Annotated in this window: 10 protein-coding genes; 5 read left to right on the top strand and 5 right to left on the bottom strand. The window is 47.3% G+C overall.

The features are described 5' to 3' along the window. Positions 1–5: 5 nt before the first annotated feature. Positions 6–10,322 carry a Calx-beta domain-containing protein gene (locus PV783_RS09925; protein WP_420987865.1) on the bottom strand — a complete coding sequence of 3,439 codons (10,317 nt, stop codon included), beginning with the start codon at positions 10,320–10,322 and terminating at the stop codon, positions 6–8. Positions 10,323–10,839: 517 nt separating this feature from the next. Between PV783_RS09925 and ahcY the strand changes: the two genes are divergently transcribed. Both ahcY and PV783_RS09915 read left to right on the top strand, forming a co-directional pair. Beyond that, a complete protein-coding gene (gene ahcY / locus PV783_RS09920) occupies positions 10,840–12,168 on the top strand; it encodes an adenosylhomocysteinase (protein WP_079468905.1) in 1,329 nt (442 codons plus the stop codon). Between the two features lie 97 nt (positions 12,169–12,265). Further along, a complete protein-coding gene (locus PV783_RS09915) occupies positions 12,266–12,997 on the top strand; it encodes a pyridoxine 5'-phosphate synthase (RefSeq protein ID WP_079468906.1) in 732 nt (243 codons plus the stop codon). Positions 12,998–13,148: 151 nt separating this feature from the next. On the opposite strand, the gene lon is transcribed toward PV783_RS09915, so the two are convergent. From lon to PV783_RS09895, 4 genes are all read right to left on the bottom strand, one after another. Further along, a complete protein-coding gene (gene lon / locus PV783_RS09910) occupies positions 13,149–15,551 on the bottom strand; it encodes an endopeptidase La (protein ID WP_079468907.1) in 2,403 nt (800 codons plus the stop codon). A gap of 222 nt (positions 15,552–15,773) precedes the next feature. Continuing rightward, on the bottom strand, positions 15,774–16,391 hold the full coding sequence (locus PV783_RS09905) for a porin family protein (RefSeq protein ID WP_079468908.1): 618 nt from the start codon (positions 16,389–16,391) through the stop codon (positions 15,774–15,776). 113 nt (positions 16,392–16,504) lie between these two features. After that, positions 16,505–17,413 carry a hypothetical protein gene (locus PV783_RS09900; protein ID WP_420987864.1) on the bottom strand — a complete coding sequence of 303 codons (909 nt, stop codon included), beginning with the start codon at positions 17,411–17,413 and terminating at the stop codon, positions 16,505–16,507. Positions 17,414–17,537: 124 nt separating this feature from the next. After that, entirely contained in the window at positions 17,538–18,803 is a 1,266-nt protein-coding gene (locus PV783_RS09895; RefSeq protein WP_420987863.1) for a metallophosphoesterase, read from the bottom strand. Positions 18,804–19,255: 452 nt separating this feature from the next. Between PV783_RS09895 and PV783_RS09890 the strand changes: the two genes are divergently transcribed. From PV783_RS09890 to PV783_RS09880, 3 genes are all read left to right on the top strand, one after another. After that, positions 19,256–19,936: a metal-dependent hydrolase gene (locus PV783_RS09890; protein ID WP_420987862.1), complete on the top strand. Its 681-nt coding sequence runs from the start codon at positions 19,256–19,258 to the stop codon at positions 19,934–19,936. A gap of 67 nt (positions 19,937–20,003) precedes the next feature. Beyond that, positions 20,004–20,825 (top strand): ParA family protein, encoded by an 822-nt coding sequence (locus tag PV783_RS09885; protein ID WP_079468912.1) that lies wholly within the window; start codon positions 20,004–20,006, stop codon positions 20,823–20,825. Continuing rightward, on the top strand, positions 20,809–21,726 hold the full coding sequence (locus tag PV783_RS09880) for a ParB/RepB/Spo0J family partition protein (RefSeq protein WP_079468913.1): 918 nt from the start codon (positions 20,809–20,811) through the stop codon (positions 21,724–21,726). Before PV783_RS09885 ends, PV783_RS09880 begins: the two co-directional genes overlap by 17 nt. Positions 21,727–21,751 lie beyond the last annotated feature (25 nt).

Genomic DNA, 21,751 nt, shown 5'->3' with positions numbered 1-21,751 from the left:
GCCCGTTAACGTTTTATCACAATAAACCCGGTATAGCGCTCTTTCTTACCATCTATCTCTACTTCAATATTGTAGAAGTAAGAGCCGTCCGGCACATCGTTTCCTGAACTACCACCCGCATTCGCTTTACCACGGAAGTTCTTCGACTTGTTATCGTAGTGTTGCAACTTAAATACGGTGCCGCCCCAACGATTAAAGATCACCACCTCATTATTCGGATACTTGTCGATATTCTCAATGTACATCACGTCATTTCCCATACCATCGTTGTTAGGGGAAAGGGCCGGGTGCACCCGGATCTTACCGCTGTTGTTATTGATCTGACGCCCGTCTGTACTATACTTCTCTACAGAATCCGCCACACCGTCTCCATCAGAATCCAGGTCAAGGAAATTAGGAATGCCATCTCCATCTGTATCATCATCAAACGGATCACCATTGCCATTGATATCTTCCTGCTTGTCTGTTAAGCCATCACCATCGGTATCACAACTGCCGCACATCGGATCATCGTTCAGGATCACACCGGTAGCCTTGGATGGCTCGCCTAAAGTTGGCGTATGCTGACCAGAAGGCACCGATACCGTGGTCATCTTCAGGATAAAGGTTTCATTCTGTTCAAACGTAGTATCACCTTTAATATTCACCGTTACCTGTCCGATAGTCTGCAGCGGGGGGATTACCGTTTGTGTAACAGTGTTGTCGAAATCAACACCCGGCGTGGCTTTGAAATCCATATAAGGATAAGACACTCCATCTACGGACGCTTCAAAATCATAATTAATCGTAATCGGGCGGGAACTTTGCCTGCTCAGTTGTACATTAAAGCGCAGCGGTGTGTTCTCGCCGGTATTGCCTTCTTTCACGCTGAACTTATCGGCGGCAAAGGAGAGCGTGAGCGGATCGTTATCCGTGATGGCTACCCTCGCGGTATCAGTGGCGCCGGCTTTGTATACCAGGGTGCTGCTACCGCCAATGTATGGCAGTATGGCTGCTTTCAGGAACCCGTCATCATCATTGATGTCGTTGTCGCCGGTGGTGATAATAAACGAATGTTGTTTCGTGAGCGCCGGCATATTAATCGTTAAGATGTTACCACTCACCGTACCTTCCGCAGCAGTAAACGTGCGGGCGGCATCCTGTGTAATGCGGAGGCGTACCGGCACATCGTAGGCTGCTGACGCAGGCGATTTCAAGGTAAACTTCACCCCACTCCCTTCTGCAGCAGTAGCTGCTTCCGCTGATATTTCCACCACCAGCGTATCGTTGTCATGAATGATTACATCAGCCGCTGCACTGGCAGATAACGGCCAGGTAATACCTGCCATGCTACTGCTCACCGCTCCCAGCTGTACTTTCACATCTTCATCTCCCTCTACTATGTTATTATCGATGGGTATTACTTTAATGTCTGCACCATTCTGGCCTGCAGGGATCAGCACCGTGCCGCTTAGTTTGCGATACCGTGTGTCTGCTACGGCAGTACCACTAACGGTATAGGCTACACTCACATCTTTCACAGCAGATAACTGTGTATCCGAGAACCGCACGCGGAAAGATCCGGGGACATCCGGTTCGGTGGCATCTGCTGTTTTTGCGATCATCATTTCACGGCCAGGGGCGGTACTTTCATCATCATGCACGATCAGTGTAACGGTGTCTTTATCATCTACATCCAGTGCGATGTTCTTGTTAAACCGTTTCATCTGTGCCAGCATCAGCGACAATTTCACCTGCTCATCTCCCTCTATCACTTTATTATCAATCACATTCACGGGAACGGATATACTGTTTTGTCCGGCCGGGATTACTGCGGATGTTTGCACCGGCGCAATATTGGTAGTGCCTGCAATGCTGCTTACATAGAACACTACTTTCACATCGGCGGCTGCGGTGCTGCTACCTGGCAGTTTCACCGTGTAAGCACCGTGTGTAGCCGGTTCAGCGGCGTCTTTATTCTTTTGTAATACCACGCGCATGTCGCCGGTTTCAGGAATCAGCACCATACCTGGCTGGGAAAGTGTATAACCTGTTGTTACCAGCTGCGCAGTAAACTGCAGCTGCTCATCTCCTTCCAGTATATTATCTCCTGTTAATTTCAGCTGGTATACTTTATTATGTACTCCGGCTACCAGCGTTACCTGCGCAGGAACACCGGTATAGTCCGCATCATCTGCGGTAGACACGGCGTTTCTGCCGATATTGATCACCACATCTTCAGAAGAAGTGATCTGGCTGTTCACAAACCCGATGGTTACATCACTGCTGCTGCCTTCATGTATAACGGAGGAGTCTATACGCATTTCCACTTTCAGGTTATCAGGATTCAAGCGTGTAGCATCATCAATTGTTACCGACAATTTATCACCTTTCATACCTGCAAAACCCTGTGGCGTTGCGGTTATCCACAACAGTTCCGGTTTCTCCAGTATAAAGTCTGTTTTAGCAGTAAAGGAGAAAGTAACATCGGGCATGCCTGCAGGAATGGTTACGCTAGCCGGCAAATTATCAATGTCTCCTGCCGTTGCCACTGATGCTGCATCCCTGTTTAAGGTAACAATGATATCCTTGCTGGCAGTAACACCCGGCGCCAGGCTTACTTTCACCTGGTAGGCATTTCCTTCCAGTACTTTAGTACCCGCAGTTACGGCAGTAAGATGTATGAAGCCGGTAACCGGATCATCGTGTGTTCTGTCTTTAATCGTAATGGTGGTATCTTTTACAACGGCGGTGTTAAAAGTGGCGTCTGTAATATTGCCTTTAAACACCACGGTTTCATCATCTTCCAGCACCAGGTCTTTCAACGCTTTCAGTGTAAATGTGTGGGTACCTGTGTTTTGTCCTTTTTTAATAATAATATCATAAGGAGATGGTAAAGCATTATGATCTGCATTTACCGCAGTACTCAGTGTGTTGTCTTTTGTTACATGTATGGTGATGTCTTTACCAGCCTGCAGGTTGTTTGGCAGCTGCGCACTCAGCACTGCACCGGAACCGTTTTCATCAATAGCAGCCAGTGTACTCTTGAGCACAACAGGCGCCGGCAACGGATACTGTGTTGGATCATCATCGATAGTAAACACCGGTTTATTAATGGTATACGTACTGATGCCATCGGTAGCGCTGGCGTTAATGGTAAAGTTTTCCGGACCTTCTGTGAAGTTATCTTTCTTAATCTTCAAACCGGTGGCGATACTGTTGCCCGTGTTCAGATACACATCAGGCGCCAGTGCATAATCCAGTCCGGCTTCTGCGCTGCCTGCCGATTGTGGCAGTAGTATATGAACAGGTACATCAGTGGTAACGCCGGCAGGCAAACTAATCGTTACAGCGCCGCTATCCCCTTCTGTCAGTGGTGTTTTCCAGGCCGTAATGTTTAATGCCAGGTTAGCGGCATCGTTGCGGGTAAGATCCTGTATCGCCAGCGGGAGGTTATTCACCGTATATCCGTTAACGGTAGCATTCACCACCAGGGCTTCATTCTTTTCCAGCACCTTATCAGCCACTGTTTTCAGTAGTTCAAAGGTAGCGGTGGTTTGGCCGTGCGGTAATACATAAGAAATAGCCGACAGCGTATAGTCGTCAACGATTTTAGCCGTAGTAAGCGCATTGTCTACCGCCAGTTGGATGCTTACATCTTTTGTAGATGCATAAGGCACCGTTGCGGTCACCATCACTTTATTGCCTTCCGGAACCAGTGTGGCATCCGGGGTAAGCGTCATCTTTCTTGCATTGGGTTGTTTTTCAGTGTAATCCTTTATGTACACGTCTGCACTGGTGGCCGGCATGTTAACATTACCCTTGTTGCCATCAATGATCAGTATACCTTCATCGTCCAGTATCGCATTGGTACCTGCGGTGATGGCTGAAGTAGCCGCAGCTGATGTAGTTTTGAGGATGGTAACGCTGGCTGGTACTGCCGTGTGGCGGGCATCTGCCACCGTAGAAGACACAGCATCTTTCGCCAGGTTAATTACCCAGTCTTTACCGGCTTTCCAGCCATGCGGGAAGGTAGCGGTAATAACAGCGCTGCTTCCTTCGTAAATACTATCGGGCGTGCTGCTCAGGATCACGGAGTCGCCCGCAGGGAAAGGATACTGCGCATCCTTAATGCTCAGATCCATTGTAGCCGGCAGGAAGGTGTATACTGTACTAAGCGCATCACTCACTACAGGTGTAACATGTATATCTTCTGCATCTTCTACTAAAATATCCGATGCTACTTTTAATAGCGCCACGCCGGATGCACCGGTAAAGGAGGTATCAGCAGGCAGGTAGTAATCAGTATTACGTGTAGCCGTACCGGTAGCGCCACCCAGTGTAATCTTAATGGGTATCTCCGTGGTTACACCGGCAGGTAAACTGAAGCCTATATTGTTGGTGCTGTTCTCATTCACCGCCGCAGATGGCAGCGTGAAAGTGATCTTTGTTTTATTGGCATCCCTGCGGGTGGCGTCGTTGAGCTGGATACTTGCATCGGTAATCGTATAGCCGGTAGCGGTACCACGTATCTTCAGTTGTTTATCGTTTTCTATCACTTCATCCACAGCAGCTTTAATAACAGGCGCAGTGGTGGTGAAGGTGTTGCTGTTTTTCGGGAATACGATGCCGGGCTGCAATGTTACGTAATCGCCGGCGGCTGCATCAGTGCCGGTTGGATTGGTACTCAGTGCAATCGTCACATCTTTAGCAGCAGCATAACCAGCAGGTAACGATACCGCGAAAGCAGTGCTGCTGCCTTCTGCAAGCGGAGAGGTTACTGCGGTTAAGGTCAGCTTCTTCTGTGCAGGATCAGTACCATCCGCGATGTTAATGATAGCGCTGGTAGCCGGCATGTTGGTGTTGCCTGCATTGCCATCTACTTTTATAAATCCGCCGTCGTCGAATACATTATTGGTTTTAGTGGTGATGGCCGCAGTGGTGCCGGACGATGCGTTAGCTGCAATGGTCACGGAACCTGGGATGGTACCATGACTGGTATCTGACGTTGTTGACCGCACCGCATCTTTCGCCAGGTTGATGGTCCAGGCTTTACCGGCCTTCCAGCCATGCGGGAAAGTGGCGGTAATAATAGCGGAGCCGCCTTCCGTTACCGGGTTAGGTGTGCTGGTCAGCAACACGGAGTCGCCCGCAGGGAAAGGATACTGCGCATCTTTGATGCTCAGATCCATTGTAGCCGGCAGGAAGGTGTACACCGTGCTGAGTGCATCACTCACTACTGGTGTAACATGTAGATCTTCTGCATCTTCTACTAAAATATCCGATGCTACTTTTAATAGCGCCACGCCGGATGCACCGGTAAAGGTAGTATCCGCAGGCAGGTAATAATCCGTATTACGTGTAGCCGTACCAGTAGCGCCACCCAGTGTAATCTTAATTGGTATCTCCGTGGTTACACCGGCAGGTAAACTGAAGCCTATATTGTTGGTGCTGTTCTCATTCACCGCCGCAGATGGCAGTGTGAACGTGATCTTTGTTTTATTGGCATCCCTGCGGGTGGCGTCATTGAGCTGGATACTTGCATCGGTAATCGTATAGCCGGTAGCGGTACCACGTATCTTCAGTTGTTTGTCGTTTTCTATCACTTCATCCGCAGCAGCTTTGATAACCGGTGCAGTGGTGGTGAAGGTGTTGTTGTTTTTCGGGAATACAATGCCGGGTTGCAATGTTACGTAATCGCCGGCGGCCGCATCGGTGCCGGTTGGATTGGTACTCAGTGCAATCGTCACATCTTTGGCGGCAGCATAACCAGCTGGTAACGATACCGTGAAAGCAGTGCTGCTGCCTTCTGCAAGCGGAGAAGTTACTGCGGTTAAGATCAGCTTCTTCTGTGCAGGATCAGTGCCATCCGTGATATTGATGATCGCGCTGGTAGCCGGCATGTTGGTGTTGCCTGCGTTACCATCTACTTTTATAAATCCGCCGTCGTCGAATACATTGTTGGTTTTAGTGGTGATGGCCGCAGTGGTGCCGGACGATGCGTTGGCCGCAATGGTCACGGAACCCGGGATGGAACCATGACTGGTATCTGCCGTTGTTGACCGCACCGCATCTTTTGCCAGGTTGATGGTCCAGGCTTTGCCGGCCTTCCAGCCATGCGGGAAAGTGGCGGTAATAATAGTGGAACCACCTTCCGTTACCGGGTTAGGTGTGCTGGCCAGCAACACGGAGTCGCCCGCAGGAAAAGGATACTGCGCATCTTTAATGCTCAGATCCATTGTAGCTGGCAGGAAGGTGTACACTGTACTGAGTGCATCACTCACTACAGGGGTAACATGTATATCTTCTGCATCTTCTACTAAAATATCCGATGCTACTTTTAATAGCGCCACGCCGGAAGCACCGGTAAAGGAGGTATCTGCAGGCAGGTAGTAATCGGTATTACGTGTAGCCGTACCAGTGGCGCCACCCAGTGTAATCTTAATGGGTATCTCGGTGGTTACACCGGCAGGTAAACTGAAGCCGATACTGTTAGTGCTGTTCTCATTCACCGCCGCAGATGGCAATGTGAATGTGATCTTTGTTTTATTGGCATCCCTGCGGGTGGCGTCGTTGAGCTGGATACTTGCATCGGTAATCGTATAGCCGGTAGCGGTACCGCGTATCTTCAGTTGTTTGTCGTTTTCTATCACTTCATCCGCAGCTGCTTTGATAACCGGTGCAGTGGTGGTAAAGGTGTTGCTGTTTTTCGGGAATACGATGCCGGGCTGCAATGTTACGTAATCGCCGGCGGCCGCATCGGTGCCGGTTGGATTGGTACTCAGTGCAATCGTCACATCTTTGGCGGCAGCATAACCAGCAGGTAACGATACCGTGAAAGCAGTGCTGCTGCCTTCTGCAAGCGGAGAAGTTACTGCGGTTAACGTCAGCTTCTTCTGCGCAGGATCAGTACCATCCGTGATGTTAATGATAGCGCTGGTAGCCGGCATGTTGGTATTGCCTGCGTTGCCATCTACTTTTATAAATCCGCCGTCGTCGAATACATTGTTGGTTTTAGTGGTGATGGCCGCAGTGGTGCCGGACGATGCGTTGGCTGCAATCGTTACGGAAGCCGGGATGGAACCATGACTGGTATCAGCCGTTGTTGACCGCACTACATCTTTCGCCAGGTTGATGGTCCAGGCTTTACCGGCCTTCCAGCCATGCGGGAAAGTGGCGGTAATAATAGCGGAACCACCTTCCGTTACCGGGTTAGGTGTGCTGGTCAGCAACACGGAGTCGCCCGCAGGGAAAGGATACTGCGCATCCTTAATGCTCAGATCCATTGTAGCTGGCAGGAAGGTGTACACCGTGCTGAGTGCATCACTCACTACTGGTGTAACATGTATATCTTCTGCATCTTCTACTAAAATATCCGAAGCTACTTTTAATAGCGCCACGCCGGATGCACCGGTAAAGGTGGTATCCGCGGGCAGGTAATAATCTGTATTACGTATAGCCGTACCGGTAGCGCCACCCAGTGTAATCTTAATTGGTATCTCGGTGGTTACACCGGCAGGTAAACTGAAGCCAATATTGTTAGTGCTGTTTTCATTCACTGCTCCAGATGGCAGTGTGAAGGTAATCTTCGTGGCGTTGGCATCCCTCCGCGTGGCATCATCAATGATGATCGCCGTATCCGACACGGTGTATCCGGTTAAACCAAATACACTGCCGGTCAGCCCCAGTCGTTCATCTTTCTCAATAATATGATCATCACCTACTGCTTTTATAATGGTATAGGTGGTGGTATAAGGAGAAGGCGTGTTAGCCGGTAACCGGATGGTATCTTCTGTCATCCAGCCAAAGTCTGTAACACCGGCATCAGAGCCGGCAGCATTTCTTGTCAGCGCAATGACAATATCTTTTGCAGAAGTATACCCGGCAGGCAGCGCAATAGTGAAACGGGTACTATCGCCTTCAGGCAGGTGATACGTTAGCGGGGCAATGGTTAATTTCTTCTGGGCCGGAGAGGTAGCGTCATTGATAGTAAGTGTTAAACTATCCTTTACGAGGATACCCGCATCCGCGGTGCTTCCCACTAATACCAGTTTGCGGGTGTCATCAAACACCTGGTTGGCAGCGGTGCCAACTATTACCGTATCAGAAAGGGTTCTGGCAGCAGGTATCGTTACTGTGCCGGAAGGGAAAGTATAGGTACCCGCTGCTGCCGTGGAGGAGCCGCCGGGTGTAAAGTTAACCTGGATAGGAATTTCGGTGGTAAGCCCTGCAGGCAGTTCTGCCCATACTCCCGGGGAAGTGCCTTCATTAATGCTGCTGGCAGAAATATGTAAGATGATGGGAGCTGTCATAGGCAGCTGCGCATCTGTAATATTCACTACAAAAGGAGTAACAGTTGTGGTATAAGTAGTGGAAGGGATAGGATCTGACGCAGCAAGTTCAATCTCTATTTTCTCTGTGCCCTCTATCGCATTATCACTTTTAATTTTGAAAGGAAGGGTGATGCGGCCGGCGCCCTGTGGAATGGTAACAGGACCGGCGAGTTCATAGTCCGTAACATCTGTGGCAGTAGAGGTACTTTTTTTATTGATGATCACATCAATAGGCAGATCCGTAGTAACACCGTCCGGTAAAGAAATGGTTACCAGTCCGTCGTAAGGTTCTTTCAGCAACGCCGGATCATCTGTTACAAAAGAAAGCACCGTTAATGTAGGATCAAGACGGGTGGCATCTTCAATATGCAGGGATTTGGAAGCGCTTTGGGGCTGTCCCATCACCACCGCATCCGCTTTGAAATTCACCAGTTCATCTTTCTCCAGGATACTGTCTTTTACAGGTCTTACCGGGATACTAACCCCGTTGGAACCTATCTCTATATAAGCAACATTATCATAGGTAAAATCTGATGCAATAGCCTCGGTACCTGCCGCTACTACCGATAAATCCACCTGGGTTCTTTCGGATGCCAGCACCCCGGGAGGAAGTGTTACACGCACGGAATCAATAACACCTTCGCGGATCTTTGCCGGGGCCGACAAGGTAATGTGTTTCGGTTCATCATCCTGGATGGTGTATACGCAGGTGGTTTGCCCGGTAATGTTTACCAGTTTATTTTCGGTAACAGGTACCAGCTGAAAGGTCATGTGCCGGCTGTATTCCAGGGCGTTGTTCCCGATGATCTTTATGTTACTTAACTGTATTTTATCACCCGCAACATAAGCCTTTGCAGGAATCATAAACCCGCCGTAAAAAGTAAAGTCAGTACCCTGCACCGCGTTATGCGATCCTCCGGAAGGCGGTACCAGCGCCACTTTCACATACATCTCCGAAGTAATGGTAGCGTTGTTGTTCACTACCAGGTATAAATTAGGTAAGTTGAGATCCCCGTTGTTTCCTTCAGCGCCGGTGGCGGAATCTTTCTCAAACGACACGGAAATAGGATCAGTGCCCGTACTGAGGGGCGATCCCTGGAGATTAATATGAACCGGTGTATTGTTATATCCATAGTCTACTGCCACGCGGGTACCAATAGCTTTGGTAGTTGGTTTCACGCCGAGGTTTATACCTGCCGCCAATCCTTTAGGAGCCGTATTTACGCCTCCTTCATCAATTGCGTTTACCAGTAAGAGATTGTTAAAGATCTGCCTGTCTCCTGCCGACTTGGCCACATAGGAAGAAAATGTCGTATAGGCGTGATAGGTATGTGAAAATTCTCCTACCGTAGCATTGGGATAATCAGCATTAAACCCCGGCGGCCTTATAAACCCTACCATATCGGGATTCGGACCACCGCCCGGAGGATTCATGTACCCGGTGGCACTCCTGTTATTGTCCAGTATGGGACCCAGCGGATCATCCTGCATGGTGGGAAATTCACTCAGGTACAGGCAAAACGTGGTGGAGGGCCGGTCGTTATAAAACGTATAATCCAGTACAAAGTAATTATTGGGTACAACGTAGGTAATAGTCATCAGCACAGTAGCCACAAACGGCCCCCTTCCTGCATTTTCATAATATGAGAGGGAATCAACCAAACAAACCTTATAAGGGTCCGCAACTGTACCGGAACCCATTACCTCGGATATTTTCTCAAAGTTAATGTCGATCGGGGTGGGGGTAAGAAAACCGCTGGTATTCTGCATTTTGAAATTCGACCGGATCCCCATCACCGAGCCTGAATTCTCCTTCCTGGATTCTGATCTCCCGTTCCTTGTTACCTCATAGGTACCATCCGTATTGATCTTTATCCTTAATCCATCGGTAAGCGTATTACCTCCAAGCGGGTTGATGGTTACCTGTGCCTGTACACCTGTGCTGACCAGGAAAAAAGCGGCTGTCAGGAGTAACGCCTGGCACAGGAACACGTGGATACGATGGGGCATACCTTGCTTAATTAATTTCGTAGGATAGGAAAGGAGTAACATATAAGCGTGTAAATTTCTATTTATACATATAGATTTTAAGTCAAAAATGATAAAACAGTCCTTTGTAAAACCCTATATGCGAATCTCTGTAATTGGCTCTCCCGGCAGGCTTCTATATTGTTCCTTCTTTTTTTCTGATGAAACTGAAAAACCAGCCCCGCCGGCAATTATATATCTCTTAATCGTGTGTTGGTGGGTGCCTGAGACGCGCTCATGGGCGTTTTTTATGATTTCTACAATTATGCTATACCCTTCCACTTGTCACCCATCTTCAAACAATTAAATATAAAATCATATATTTTAATTAGCAAATCTATAATAATATTTATATTAAATCAAATTAATTTATCTAACCATAAGTCGGGGTAGCAGGAAACGGCGATTAACAAATTTTTAGGGCTTTATAACGCCTTATATATGCAGGGGGTTATGTTAAAAGTTAAAATAACCCTAGATTTGCAAAAAACAATTCAGAATGTCAACAATTGCAAAATCAAACATTGACTTTAGCCTCGGATACAAGGTAAAAGACATGTCTCTCGCGGCCTGGGGTCGTAAAGAGATAGAACTGGCAGAAGCCGAAATGCCCGGACTGATGTCACTGAGAGAAGAATATGGTAACAGCAAACCATTGCAAGGTGCACGTGTTGCTGGTTGTTTGCATATGACTATCCAAACTGCCGTATTAATAGAAACCCTGGTAGCCCTCGGAGCCGAGGTGCGCTGGAGCTCCTGCAATATATTCTCTACGCAGGACCATGCCGCCGCCGCTATCGCCGCTGCAGGAGTACCTGTATTTGCCTGGAAAGGTCTGAATGAAGCAGACTTCGACTGGTGTATTGAACAAACCCTGTTCTTTGGCAGCCCCGACCGTCCGCTGAATATGATCCTGGACGATGGTGGTGACCTCACCAACATGGTGTTTGATAAATACCCTGAGCTGATCCAGCACATCAAAGGTTTAAGTGAAGAAACCACTACCGGCGTTCATCGTTTATACGATCGCATGAAAGCTGGTACTTTACCAATGCCCGCTATCAATATCAACGACTCCGTTACCAAATCCAAATTCGATAACAAATACGGTTGCCGCGAATCCTGCGTAGATGCGATCCGTCGCGCTACTGACGTAATGATTGCCGGTAAAGTAGCCGTTGTTGCCGGTTTTGGCGACGTAGGTAAAGGTTCCGCTGAATCACTGAGAGGTGCAGGCGCCCGCGTTATCGTTACTGAAATTGACCCTATCTGCGCTTTACAGGCTGCAATGGAAGGTTATGAAGTAAAGAAAATGAACGATGCCGTTAAAGAAGCCGATATCATCGTAACCACTACCGGTTGCCGCGATATCATCACCGGCGAACACTTCAAACTGATGAAAGATAAATGCATCGTTTCCAATATCGGTCACTTCGATATCGAAATCGATGTAGCCTGGTTAAACAAAAACTACGGCAATACTAAAGTTGAAATCAAACCACAGGTAGATAAATATACCATCGATGGTAAAGATATCATCCTGCTGGCTGAAGGCCGCCTGGTAAACCTCGGTTGCGCTACCGGCCACCCTTCTTTCGTAATGAGTAACTCCTTCACCAACCAGGTACTGGCTCAGCTGGAACTGTGGCTGCACTCAGAAAACTACGAAAACAAAGTATACGTACTGCCTAAACACCTGGATGAAAAAGTTGCCCGTCTCCACCTGAAAAAAGTAGGCGTGGAACTGGATGTACTGACCACCGCACAATCTGAATACCTCGGTATTCCTGCAGAAGGTCCATTCAAACCAGACTACTACAGATACTAGTTTTTTACGACTAACAAATACAAATGCAGCGGAGAAGAAGTCACTACTTTTTCTCCGCTGCATTTTTTGTAAAAGCTAAAAGCCGTAATTTTGCCGCATGACAAAGCTGAGTGTAAACATCAATAAGTTTGCTACCCTGCGCAACGCACGTGGAGGCAATCTACCGGATATATTAAAAGTGGCCCAGGATTGTGAACGCTTCGGCGCCGATGGAATCACCGTTCACCCCCGCCCCGATGAACGCCATATCCGTTACCAGGACGTAAGAGACCTGAAACCACTGGTCACTACAGAGTTCAATATTGAAGGATATCCTTCCCAGGACTTTATGGACCTCGTGCTGGCCGTTAAACCTCATCAATGCACACTGGTTCCCGATCCGCCGGATGCCATCACTTCCAATACCGGATGGGATACCATCGCCTGCCAGTCGCAACTGAAAGACGTGATCTCTACCCTCAAAAAAGCAGGGATAAGGGTTTCCATCTTCCTCAATGCAGACGTTACAAAAGTAGAAGGCGCTAAAACCGCCGGCGCCGATCGTATAGAACTCTATACCGGCCCTTACGCAGAAGAATATACGAACGCACGCACTCAGCCGCAAAACCTGCAGCTGTTCAACGACTATAAAAATACCGCCAGAGAAGCCACCGCTATTGGCCTGGACCTCAACGCCGGCCACGATCTCAACCTCGATAACCTCCGCTTCTTTAAACTGCATATACCACAGCTGAAAGAAGTATCCATCGGTCACGCACTCGTAGCCGATGCACTCTACTTCGGACTGGAAAATACTATCCAGATGTATAAAAGACAACTGGCCGACTAACTTACACAAAACAATAAAGCCATTCCGGATTAATGGAATGGCTTTATCAACCCTTAAAACAATCAACATGAAGTTCATAGCGGAGTCACAACTAAACCGGTATGAACAGTATATAGTTTGCCGTCATGACTGACAGCAATGTTACGCGTGTTTACTTCTTTAATAACGCTATTTCCAGTACTTGGTTCATTTGCTTCACATAATGAAACTTCATCCCCTTAATATAAGACGGATTGATATCTTTAATATCTTTTTCATTTTGCCAGCAAAGAATAATCTCACGGATACCTGCCCTTTTGGCGGCCAGTATTTTTTCCTTAATACCACCTACCGGTAATACCTGCCCGCGAAGCGTGATCTCACCCGTCATTGCCAGGTAGGATTTTACCCTCCGGCCTGTAAATACAGAGGCCAATGCGGTTAGCATGGTAATACCCGCACTCGGACCATCCTTTGGAACAGCTCCCTCCGGCACATGCACATGCACACTCTTCTGCGTAAACTTCTTCGGATCAATACCCGATTCCTCCGCATGGGATTGCAGATAGGTCAGCGCCGTAACAGCAGATTCCTTCATCACATTACCGAGGTTACCCGTCAGCTTCAGATCACCCTTACCTTCGCTCAAACTGCTTTCTATGAACAGGATATCGCCGCCTACATAAGTCCAGGCAAGCCCCACGGCTACCCCCGGCGGATTACCAACCTTATAGATTTCATTGGAATAACGGGGTTTACCCAGTATTTTCTGAAGCCCTTCTTCGGTTAATGCATCCGGTAACTTCTCATCCATCGCTACCTGTTTGGCCAGGTTACGCATAATAGCGGCAAACTGCCTGTCCAGCTCACGTACACCGCTCTCACGGGTGTAATCGGCAATCAACTGCTCAATCACCGTATTGCTGATCTTTACTTTTGTATCCTTCAAACCATGCGCATCCTTTTGCTTGGGCAACAGGTGCCTTTTGGCGATCTCTACTTTTTCTTCGATGGAATACCCGCTCAGATCAATGATCTCCAGCCTGTCGCGCAGCGCCGGGTGAATAGAGTTGATATTGTTGGCGGTAGCAATAAATAATACCTTGCTCAGGTCATATTCCAGCTCCAGGTAATTATCGTAGAAGGTGCTGTTCTGTTCAGGGTCCAGTACCTCCAGCAATGCAGAACTCGGATCGCCGCGCATGTCGTTACCGATCTTATCAATTTCATCAAGGATCATCACCGGGTTCGATGATTTGATTTTACGGATCGACTGTACCACCCTGCCCGGCATGGCGCCGATATAGGTTTTACGGTGCCCGCGGATCTCACTTTCATCATGCAAACCACCCAAACTCAGGCGAACATACTTACGGCCAACAGCGTTGGCTATAGATCGTCCCAGGGAGGTTTTACCAATACCCGGAGGGCCTACGAAACACAGAATGGGCGACTTCATATCCCCTTTCAGTTTCAGCACGGCCAGGTATTCCAGGATACGTTCCTTTATTTTTTCCATGCCGTAGTGGTCATGGTCTAATATCTTCTTTGCCTTTTTCAGGTCATAGCTATCGGTGGTATACTCGCCCCAGGGCAGGTCCAGCAACAGATCCAGGTGATTGTACACCACGCTGTAATCCGGTGTGCTCGGATGCATACGCTCCAGTTTCTCGATCCCTTTTGAAAAAGCTTCCGCAGCGGCAGCTGGCCATTTCTTTTCTTCTGCCTTCCGCTTCATTTCCTTCAGCTCCCGGTCGTTGGCGTCTCCTCCAAGCTCCTCCTTGATCGACTTCATCTGCTGCTGCAGGAAATAATCCCGCTGCTGCTTGTCCAGGTCGGCCTTCGTTTTGTTGGTGATCTTGTTCTTGAGTTCTGCCAGCTGTAATTCCGTTTGCAACAGCTTCATCAGCAGTTCCGCACGGGTACGCAGGTTATTGATCTCCAGCAACTGCTGCTTTTCTTTCAGGTCGGAGTTCAGGTTGGAAGAAACAAAATGCACCAGGAAAGAAGGATTCTCTATGTTCTTCAGGATGATGCTCGCTTCTGAAGGCAGGTTGGGAGAAAGCTGGATGATTTGCGCTGCCAGGTCTTTGATGGAAGAGATATACGCTTCAAATTCTGAATCATCTTCCGCCGCTTCATCGTGCAGCACGCTGATTTTTGCTTTGAAATAGGGATCTTCCGTCACTATTTCATCTATCTTAAAGCGCTTGCGGCCCTGTATAATAATGGTGGTGCCACCATCAGGCATTTTGATGAGCTTTACAATACGCGCCACTGTACCCACTTCACTCAGATCCGCTACAGCCGGATCTTCTATCGTACTGTCTTTCTGCGCTACCACCCCGATCGATTTGTCGGTTTTGTAGGCGTCATTCACCGCTTTTATAGATTTATCCCGGCCCACCGTAATCGGCAGCACAACACCCGGAAACAATACTGTATTTCGTAATGGTAATAATGCCAGTTCATCGGGAATCTTTTCATCCTCCTGTCCTTCCCCGTCTTCGTTCAAAGGGATAATAGGCATGAACTCCATTTCATCTTCCGAATTTCCTAAATAAAATCTGTTCATCTGAGATATTTAAAGCCTCATGAGGACATTCTGTCATACAACCCGGCAAAAGTCCTCTTTTTTTTATGTATCCCTATATAGTCAAGTTTGATGCCAAGTGACGCTCTGGCAGGAACGGAAGAATGCGTAGCAGCTTCCTTTTCTCACAAAAAAAGCAGCAAAGATAAAGTATACACTTTAATCTTTGCTGCTTCATCAAAAGTTAACGCTAAACGCGAAATACTAGAAAGTTACACCTACACCCAGCTGGATGCTCTGGTTTTTCCAGTTGCTGGTGTTAGCTACGTCTTTGTAATTGTTTACATCATTAAAGCCAATAACATAACGGGCACTCACATTAACAATCGGCAGTTGCAGCCACAAACCGGCTACACCGGAAATGTCGCCGCCTTTGAAAGCTTCCTTGGCAGCACCCAATACTTTTTTGTCGCTTACCAATGCGCTGAACTGAGGTCCTACCTGGAGTTTCAGACGTGGTGTTCCCAGGTCAATGTTAGCCAGCAACGGAATACTCAGGTAGCTCATGGTGATCTTCTTACCATTATCTTCCAGGTTTCCAGTATTATAAATTTCACTGAAATCGTCTGTAGTTTTTGTTTTGGTAGAAGAGAAGATCAACTCACCCTGAACCCCGAATCCTTTCACAAGATTCACCTGGGCAAACCCACCGATGTGATAACCTAACTTAAATCCATCCTGAAAACCGGTACCATCAAGCTTTCCAAGATTAGCACCACCTTTCACACCAAAGCGAAGGAATTTTGATTGTGCATTAACAGTTGACACGGTTGAAACAGCAGCTATCATCAGCACTGCTACGGCGAAAAACAGTTTTTTCATAAATCTATGTATTGTTAGTAATGGTTAAAATATAGACGCCCGGAGTAAAAAATACCCCTATGTTGTAATTACATTTCCAGTAATTACAAATTCCGTGCTATTTGTTAATGAAATCAGAAACTGTATAAAATACGGGCCGTGAAATAACTCATAATACCCTGATCTGTACCGGTTAAGGGCTTAAAAACCGTGTAGGATGGCGCCAGGTTTACCCGGCCAATAAAATAGGATATATTCATAGTAACATCTATCGCGCGGGGTTCAAATTCGGTATGGTCTTCAAAATTAAGTTCAGGTCCCGGGGGATTTCTGAGTTTCACCATATGGGGCGACCGCGTGATATACTGAGCTGCTTTGAGATTACTGTAGTAGTTGGCCGTTCCCAGCGTCATGTTCACAGAAGGCGTCACCATCAATACATCAAACCGTCCTATAACGCCGGAAAAAATAAAAGGATGCCTTACAGATGCGATAATATTAAAATCATTACCATGCAACGTTTCTTTGGTATATAAACCTTCTGACACATGCTTCCCCCAGCCGTAGTCGAGGCTCAAACCGGGTTGTACCCACCATTTCCGGTAATAGAAGTAGGCAAAAATTTCATTCTTGATTGGAGTGGAAGGAACGTCTGAAGAATCGGCAAAAATATATTTCGTATAGGAGATGCCACTAAGAAAATTCCTGTTTTTCGTATAGTCGTAACCGGCGGTAAAGTCCCATTCAAACCAGGGCTTATTCACGGAATTAAAAAGATAATAAGCGCTAACACCTGCATACAGGCCACTTTTATGATAATAACTTAAAGAAGGCGCTACAAATGTTTTTAATACAAGAGGATATTCAAAATTGGCCACTTTACTGCCATAGGCAGGATTGTTCCCATACCCGATACCGGCCACCACTTCGCTTTTCTGCTGTTTCTGTAACAACGAATCCAGCTGTCGCTCCAGCTCTGCCAGGCTTTGTCCCGATGCTACACGGCTACATAACAACAGGAAGGTAAAGAAGTATAGGCGCATGTTTTAAAAAGTACGTCGCTTGCAAGATAAGCGTAAATCAGTATCGTTTAACCCTATATCCGCGAACAGGACGAATATGTGGTTAAACAAAGCTTTTCTATCGGTCAATGCATGCGATGCCTTTTTATACCAGGTCTATCACCGTAATTTCCGGCAGGATACCTACTCTTCCGGGATAGCCGAGAAATCCGAAGCCCCTGTTCACATACAGGAACTGTTCCCCTTTCTTATATAACCCCGCCCATTCTTTATAAAAATATTGGGCAGGACTCCATTTCAAACCGGGTATTTCCACGCCAAACTGCATACCGTGGGTATGGCCTGCCAGCATCAGGGCAATATCGGGATATTCTGTGCGCACCTGGGCATCCCAGTGGGTGGGATCGTGCGACAGCAAAATTTTAAACGGTATATGTTCTGCTCCCTCGTACGCCCTTTTCAGGTCGCCATAACGGGGGAAACGTTTAATAGCGCTCCAGTTTTCAATACCAATCAGCGCAATCTGTTCTCCGTTGCGGTCCAGCACCACGTTCTCATTCATCATGAGTTTCCAGCCCAGCTTTCCATGCACCGCTTTTAAATCCTCCAGGTTCTGGTGCTGCAATGCGCTGTAGCCGTTGGCATTTTTATCCGGCCAGGGGTAATAATCGCCATAGTCGTGGTTACCCAGGGTAGAATACACGCCCATCGGGGCTTTCACCTCGCGGAATACATCCAGCCATTCGGCCATTTCCACCGCCCGGTCGTTTACCAGGTCGCCGGTAAACAGCACCAGGTCGGCCTTCTGGTCATTGATCATCTTAATGCCTTTCATTACCGCGTCCCGGTTAGCAAAGCTGCCGGAATGGATATCAGAGATCTGTACAATCCGCAACCCCTTAAAGGAGGCCGGCAGATGCTTGAAAGCCATTTTTATTTTATGTACCCGGTAGTTGTACTTATTGGAAAATCCGTATAGCAGCGTTCCAAAGAAAGCGCCGCCGGTGATGAGTCCCAGCCGGTTAATAAACTGCGACCTTGATAATCCGCCTGTGGCCGGAGTTGCAGCCACCGCCGGCGCACTGCTGAATTTACGGATCAGCCACAGTACCCCCCTTCTCACATCGTCTATCAGCAGGAATACCGTTACCAGCAGCTTCGCCAGTACCAGGCCCATGAAAACAGCCATCAGGTAGGATTTCAGCGTAGGCGGCCAGTTATGCCAGTTGATATAGGGCAATAAGGCTATCATCATCACAACAGAAATGGATATAAGCCAGTATACGGAATAGGTGATGTTCCTTACTTTGGGAGTAGACATATACACCATAGCCCTGATGGCCTGGAAAACATAAAGGTCCAGTAACAAAAGGAAAACGATGAGTATAACGGAATTAAGTCCGGGTCGCATTATAGAAATTTAATATAGATATATAATAATGAAGCAATTTAACATAACTAACCGGGTCTGAAAAGTTAAAACCGGTGGTTGTACCTACAAGACGAATAACAACGCGAAGAATTGTATGTTTTTATTTTTTTTATTAAGAATGGAGAAACAGTACATTTGTCCGGCTGACCGGTACACAATAAATAATTTTAATATTTTATTAATATATTAATCTTACGCCTGCTGAAACTGGCTAAAAATTAACCCGTTAACAGGTTACGGGGCTTGTTCTGCGAACAGTTTGTGTATAAATAAATATACTGCAGCACCCGAATTTTACGTAATCGTTGTATTTTTGTCCGATTACGCTACTTTTAATAGAGTTACTTTTAAATATAAGGTGTAGATTAATCACGGATTACGGAGAGTAAATTTCCCCGGAAGTTGTCGTGATGGATTCAAATGGATTGATTATGAAGTATACTTGCTATGGACATTCCTGTTTTGCGGTGGAAATTATGGGGAAAAAGATCCTGTTTGATCCTTTCATCACCCATAATGAACTGGCGTCTAAGGTAGACACCCATGCCATAACGGCGGACTATATTTTTGTTTCCCACGGACATGAAGATCATACGGCCGACCTGTTAGACCTGGCAAAACGGACAAATGCAACAGTAGTATCCAATTTTGAGATTGTGACCTGGGCTGGTAAACAGGGGATCGAAAAGCTCCATCCCATGAATACCGGCGGTAAATGGAAATTTGAATTTGGTACGGTAAAATGTGTGGTGGCACAGCACTCCAGCAGTTTACCCGATGGAACCTACGGCGGTAATCCGATGGGTTTTATATTTATGACGGAAGAAGGGAACTTTTACTATGCCGGCGATACTGCGCTCACTGTGGATATGGAGCTGATACCAGCTGTTACCTCCCTGGATTTTGCAGTACTGCCAATTGGCGATAATTTCACAATGGGCATCGAAGATGCCATTGCAGCCGCTGAAATGATAGAATGTGAGAAGATAATCGGGGTACACTACAACACTTTCGGCTACGTTAAGATTGATACAGACGAAGCAAAGATGCAGTTTATTGATGCCGGGCTTGAACTGTTACTACCCGAAATAGGTAGTACCATAGAGGTTTGAGGAAGAAGTGATCATTGCTGATTTATCCTTTATCCTATAAATAACCTTTGAATTTTTAAATTACACAATGGCTAGAATAATCGCAATCGCTAACCAGAAAGGTGGCGTAGGAAAAACTACAAGTGCAATAAACCTGGCAAGCAGCCTGGCTGTGCTGGAATTTAAGACACTGCTGGTTGACGCCGACCCGCAGGCAAACAGCACCACAGGGCTGGGTTTCGACCTGCGCAATGTGCAGCAGAGCTTGTACGATTGTATGGTGAACGACGTGCTGGCCAAAGACGTTATCCTGGAATCAGATACTCCCAACCTGAAGGTTTTGCCTTCTCATATAGACCTGGTAGGCGCTGAACTGGAACTCATCAATCATCCCACCCGGGAAAGAGTGATGAAACAGGTGATCGATACCGTGGAAGCGGACTACGACTTTGTAATTGTAGACTGCTCCCCTTCCCTCGGTCTTATCACCGTAAATGCCCTCGTAGCCTCCAACTCCGTGATCATACCCGTTCAATGCGAGTTTTTTGCACTGGAAGGCCTCGGCAAACTGCTCAATACCATCAAAATTGTACAAAGCCGCCTGAATATAGAACTGGAAATTGAAGGCATTCTGATGACCATGTACGATGGTCGCCTGCGCCTGAGCAACCAGGTAGTGGATGAAGTAAAACAACATTTTGAAGAAAGTGTGTTCAATACCATCATCCACCGCAATACCAAACTGGGAGAAGCTCCCAGCTTCGGTAAATCCGTTATTATGTATGATGCAGCCAGCACAGGTGCTATCAACTACCTCAACCTGGCAAAGGAAATCCTGCAGAAACATAATTTCACCAAAATTAAATCCAAAGACAAAATCCTAGCTATTAACGATGACCAATCCAAGTAAGAAAGAGGCGTTGGGTAAAGGCATCCGCTCACTGCTTCAAAACATCGATACAGATCTGAAGCAAACTGCCGGCGCCCTGGGTGATAAGGTAGTAGCTGCTGCTACCGGTATAGAACGCATATCACTGGATCTGATTGCTACCAATCCGAAACAGCCGCGTCGTGACTTTGATGAGGTTTCTTTACAGGAGTTAAGCCAGTCGATCAAACTGCACGATGTTATCCAGCCAATCACCGTATCCAGGATCAGCGCCAAAAAATTCCAGCTGATCGCCGGTGAAAGACGCCTGAGAGCCAGCAAACTCGCCGGACTCAAAGACATTCCCGCATATATCCGCCAGGTAAACGACCAGGAACTCCTGGAACTCGCCCTGCTGGAAAACCTGCAAAGGGAAAACCTGAACGCCATTGAAGTGGGCCTCAGCTACAAAAGACTCATGGACGAATGCAGTCTCACCCAGGAACAGGTGGCCGACCGCATGGGCAAAGAAAGAAGTACCGTTACCAACTATATACGCCTGCTGAAACTCCCCCCGGATATCCAGGTGGCCGTACGCAACGGCCAGCTCAGCATGGGCCACGCCCGCGTACTCACCGGCGTGGAAAATGTGGAAAACCAACTCTTCCTGTATAATGAAATCCTGAAAAACGGATTGTCTGTACGCCAAACAGAAGAACTGGCCCGCAACATCAATCAGGCCGATAAAAATCATCAGCAAAAGGCTGCCAAAGCAAAACTACCTCCTGCTTTTCAGAAAATACAGGACAAACTCGCCACTCACTTCTCTACCAAAGTAAAACTGGATAGAGGAAAAAGCGGTAAAGGCAGCATTTTAATTGAATTCTATTCGGATGAAGAGCTGGATAGTATCCTGGAAAAAATAGATATATACGGTGGCTAATAAGGCTCAATACATATTTCATTCA

The organism is Chitinophaga sp. CC14, from assembly GCF_048957795.1.
Lineage (GTDB): Bacteria > Bacteroidota > Bacteroidia > Chitinophagales > Chitinophagaceae > Chitinophaga > Chitinophaga ginsengisegetis.
The sequence above is the reverse complement of the archived record's forward strand: the minus strand, read 5'-3'. Positions and strand labels throughout refer to the sequence as shown.

Bases quoted from the DNA above. Each gene is read 5' to 3' on its own strand.
- PV783_RS09900 (WP_420987864.1), bottom strand. From the start codon at position 17,413: ATGCGCCTATACTTCTTTACCTTCCTGTTGTTATGTAGCCGTGTAGCA.
- PV783_RS09915 (WP_079468906.1), top strand. From the start codon at position 12,266: ATGACAAAGCTGAGTGTAAACATCAATAAGTTTGCTACCCTGCGCAAC.
- PV783_RS09925 (WP_420987865.1), bottom strand. From the start codon at position 10,322: ATGCCCCATCGTATCCACGTGTTCCTGTGCCAGGCGTTACTCCTGACA.
- lon (WP_079468907.1), bottom strand. From the start codon at position 15,551: ATGAACAGATTTTATTTAGGAAATTCGGAAGATGAAATGGAGTTCATG.
- PV783_RS09890 (WP_420987862.1), top strand. From the start codon at position 19,256: ATGAAGTATACTTGCTATGGACATTCCTGTTTTGCGGTGGAAATTATG.
- PV783_RS09880 (WP_079468913.1), top strand. From the start codon at position 20,809: ATGACCAATCCAAGTAAGAAAGAGGCGTTGGGTAAAGGCATCCGCTCA.
- PV783_RS09905 (WP_079468908.1), bottom strand. From the start codon at position 16,391: ATGAAAAAACTGTTTTTCGCCGTAGCAGTGCTGATGATAGCTGCTGTT.
- PV783_RS09895 (WP_420987863.1), bottom strand. From the start codon at position 18,803: ATGCGACCCGGACTTAATTCCGTTATACTCATCGTTTTCCTTTTGTTA.
- PV783_RS09885 (WP_079468912.1), top strand. From the start codon at position 20,004: ATGGCTAGAATAATCGCAATCGCTAACCAGAAAGGTGGCGTAGGAAAA.
- ahcY (WP_079468905.1), top strand. From the start codon at position 10,840: ATGTCAACAATTGCAAAATCAAACATTGACTTTAGCCTCGGATACAAG.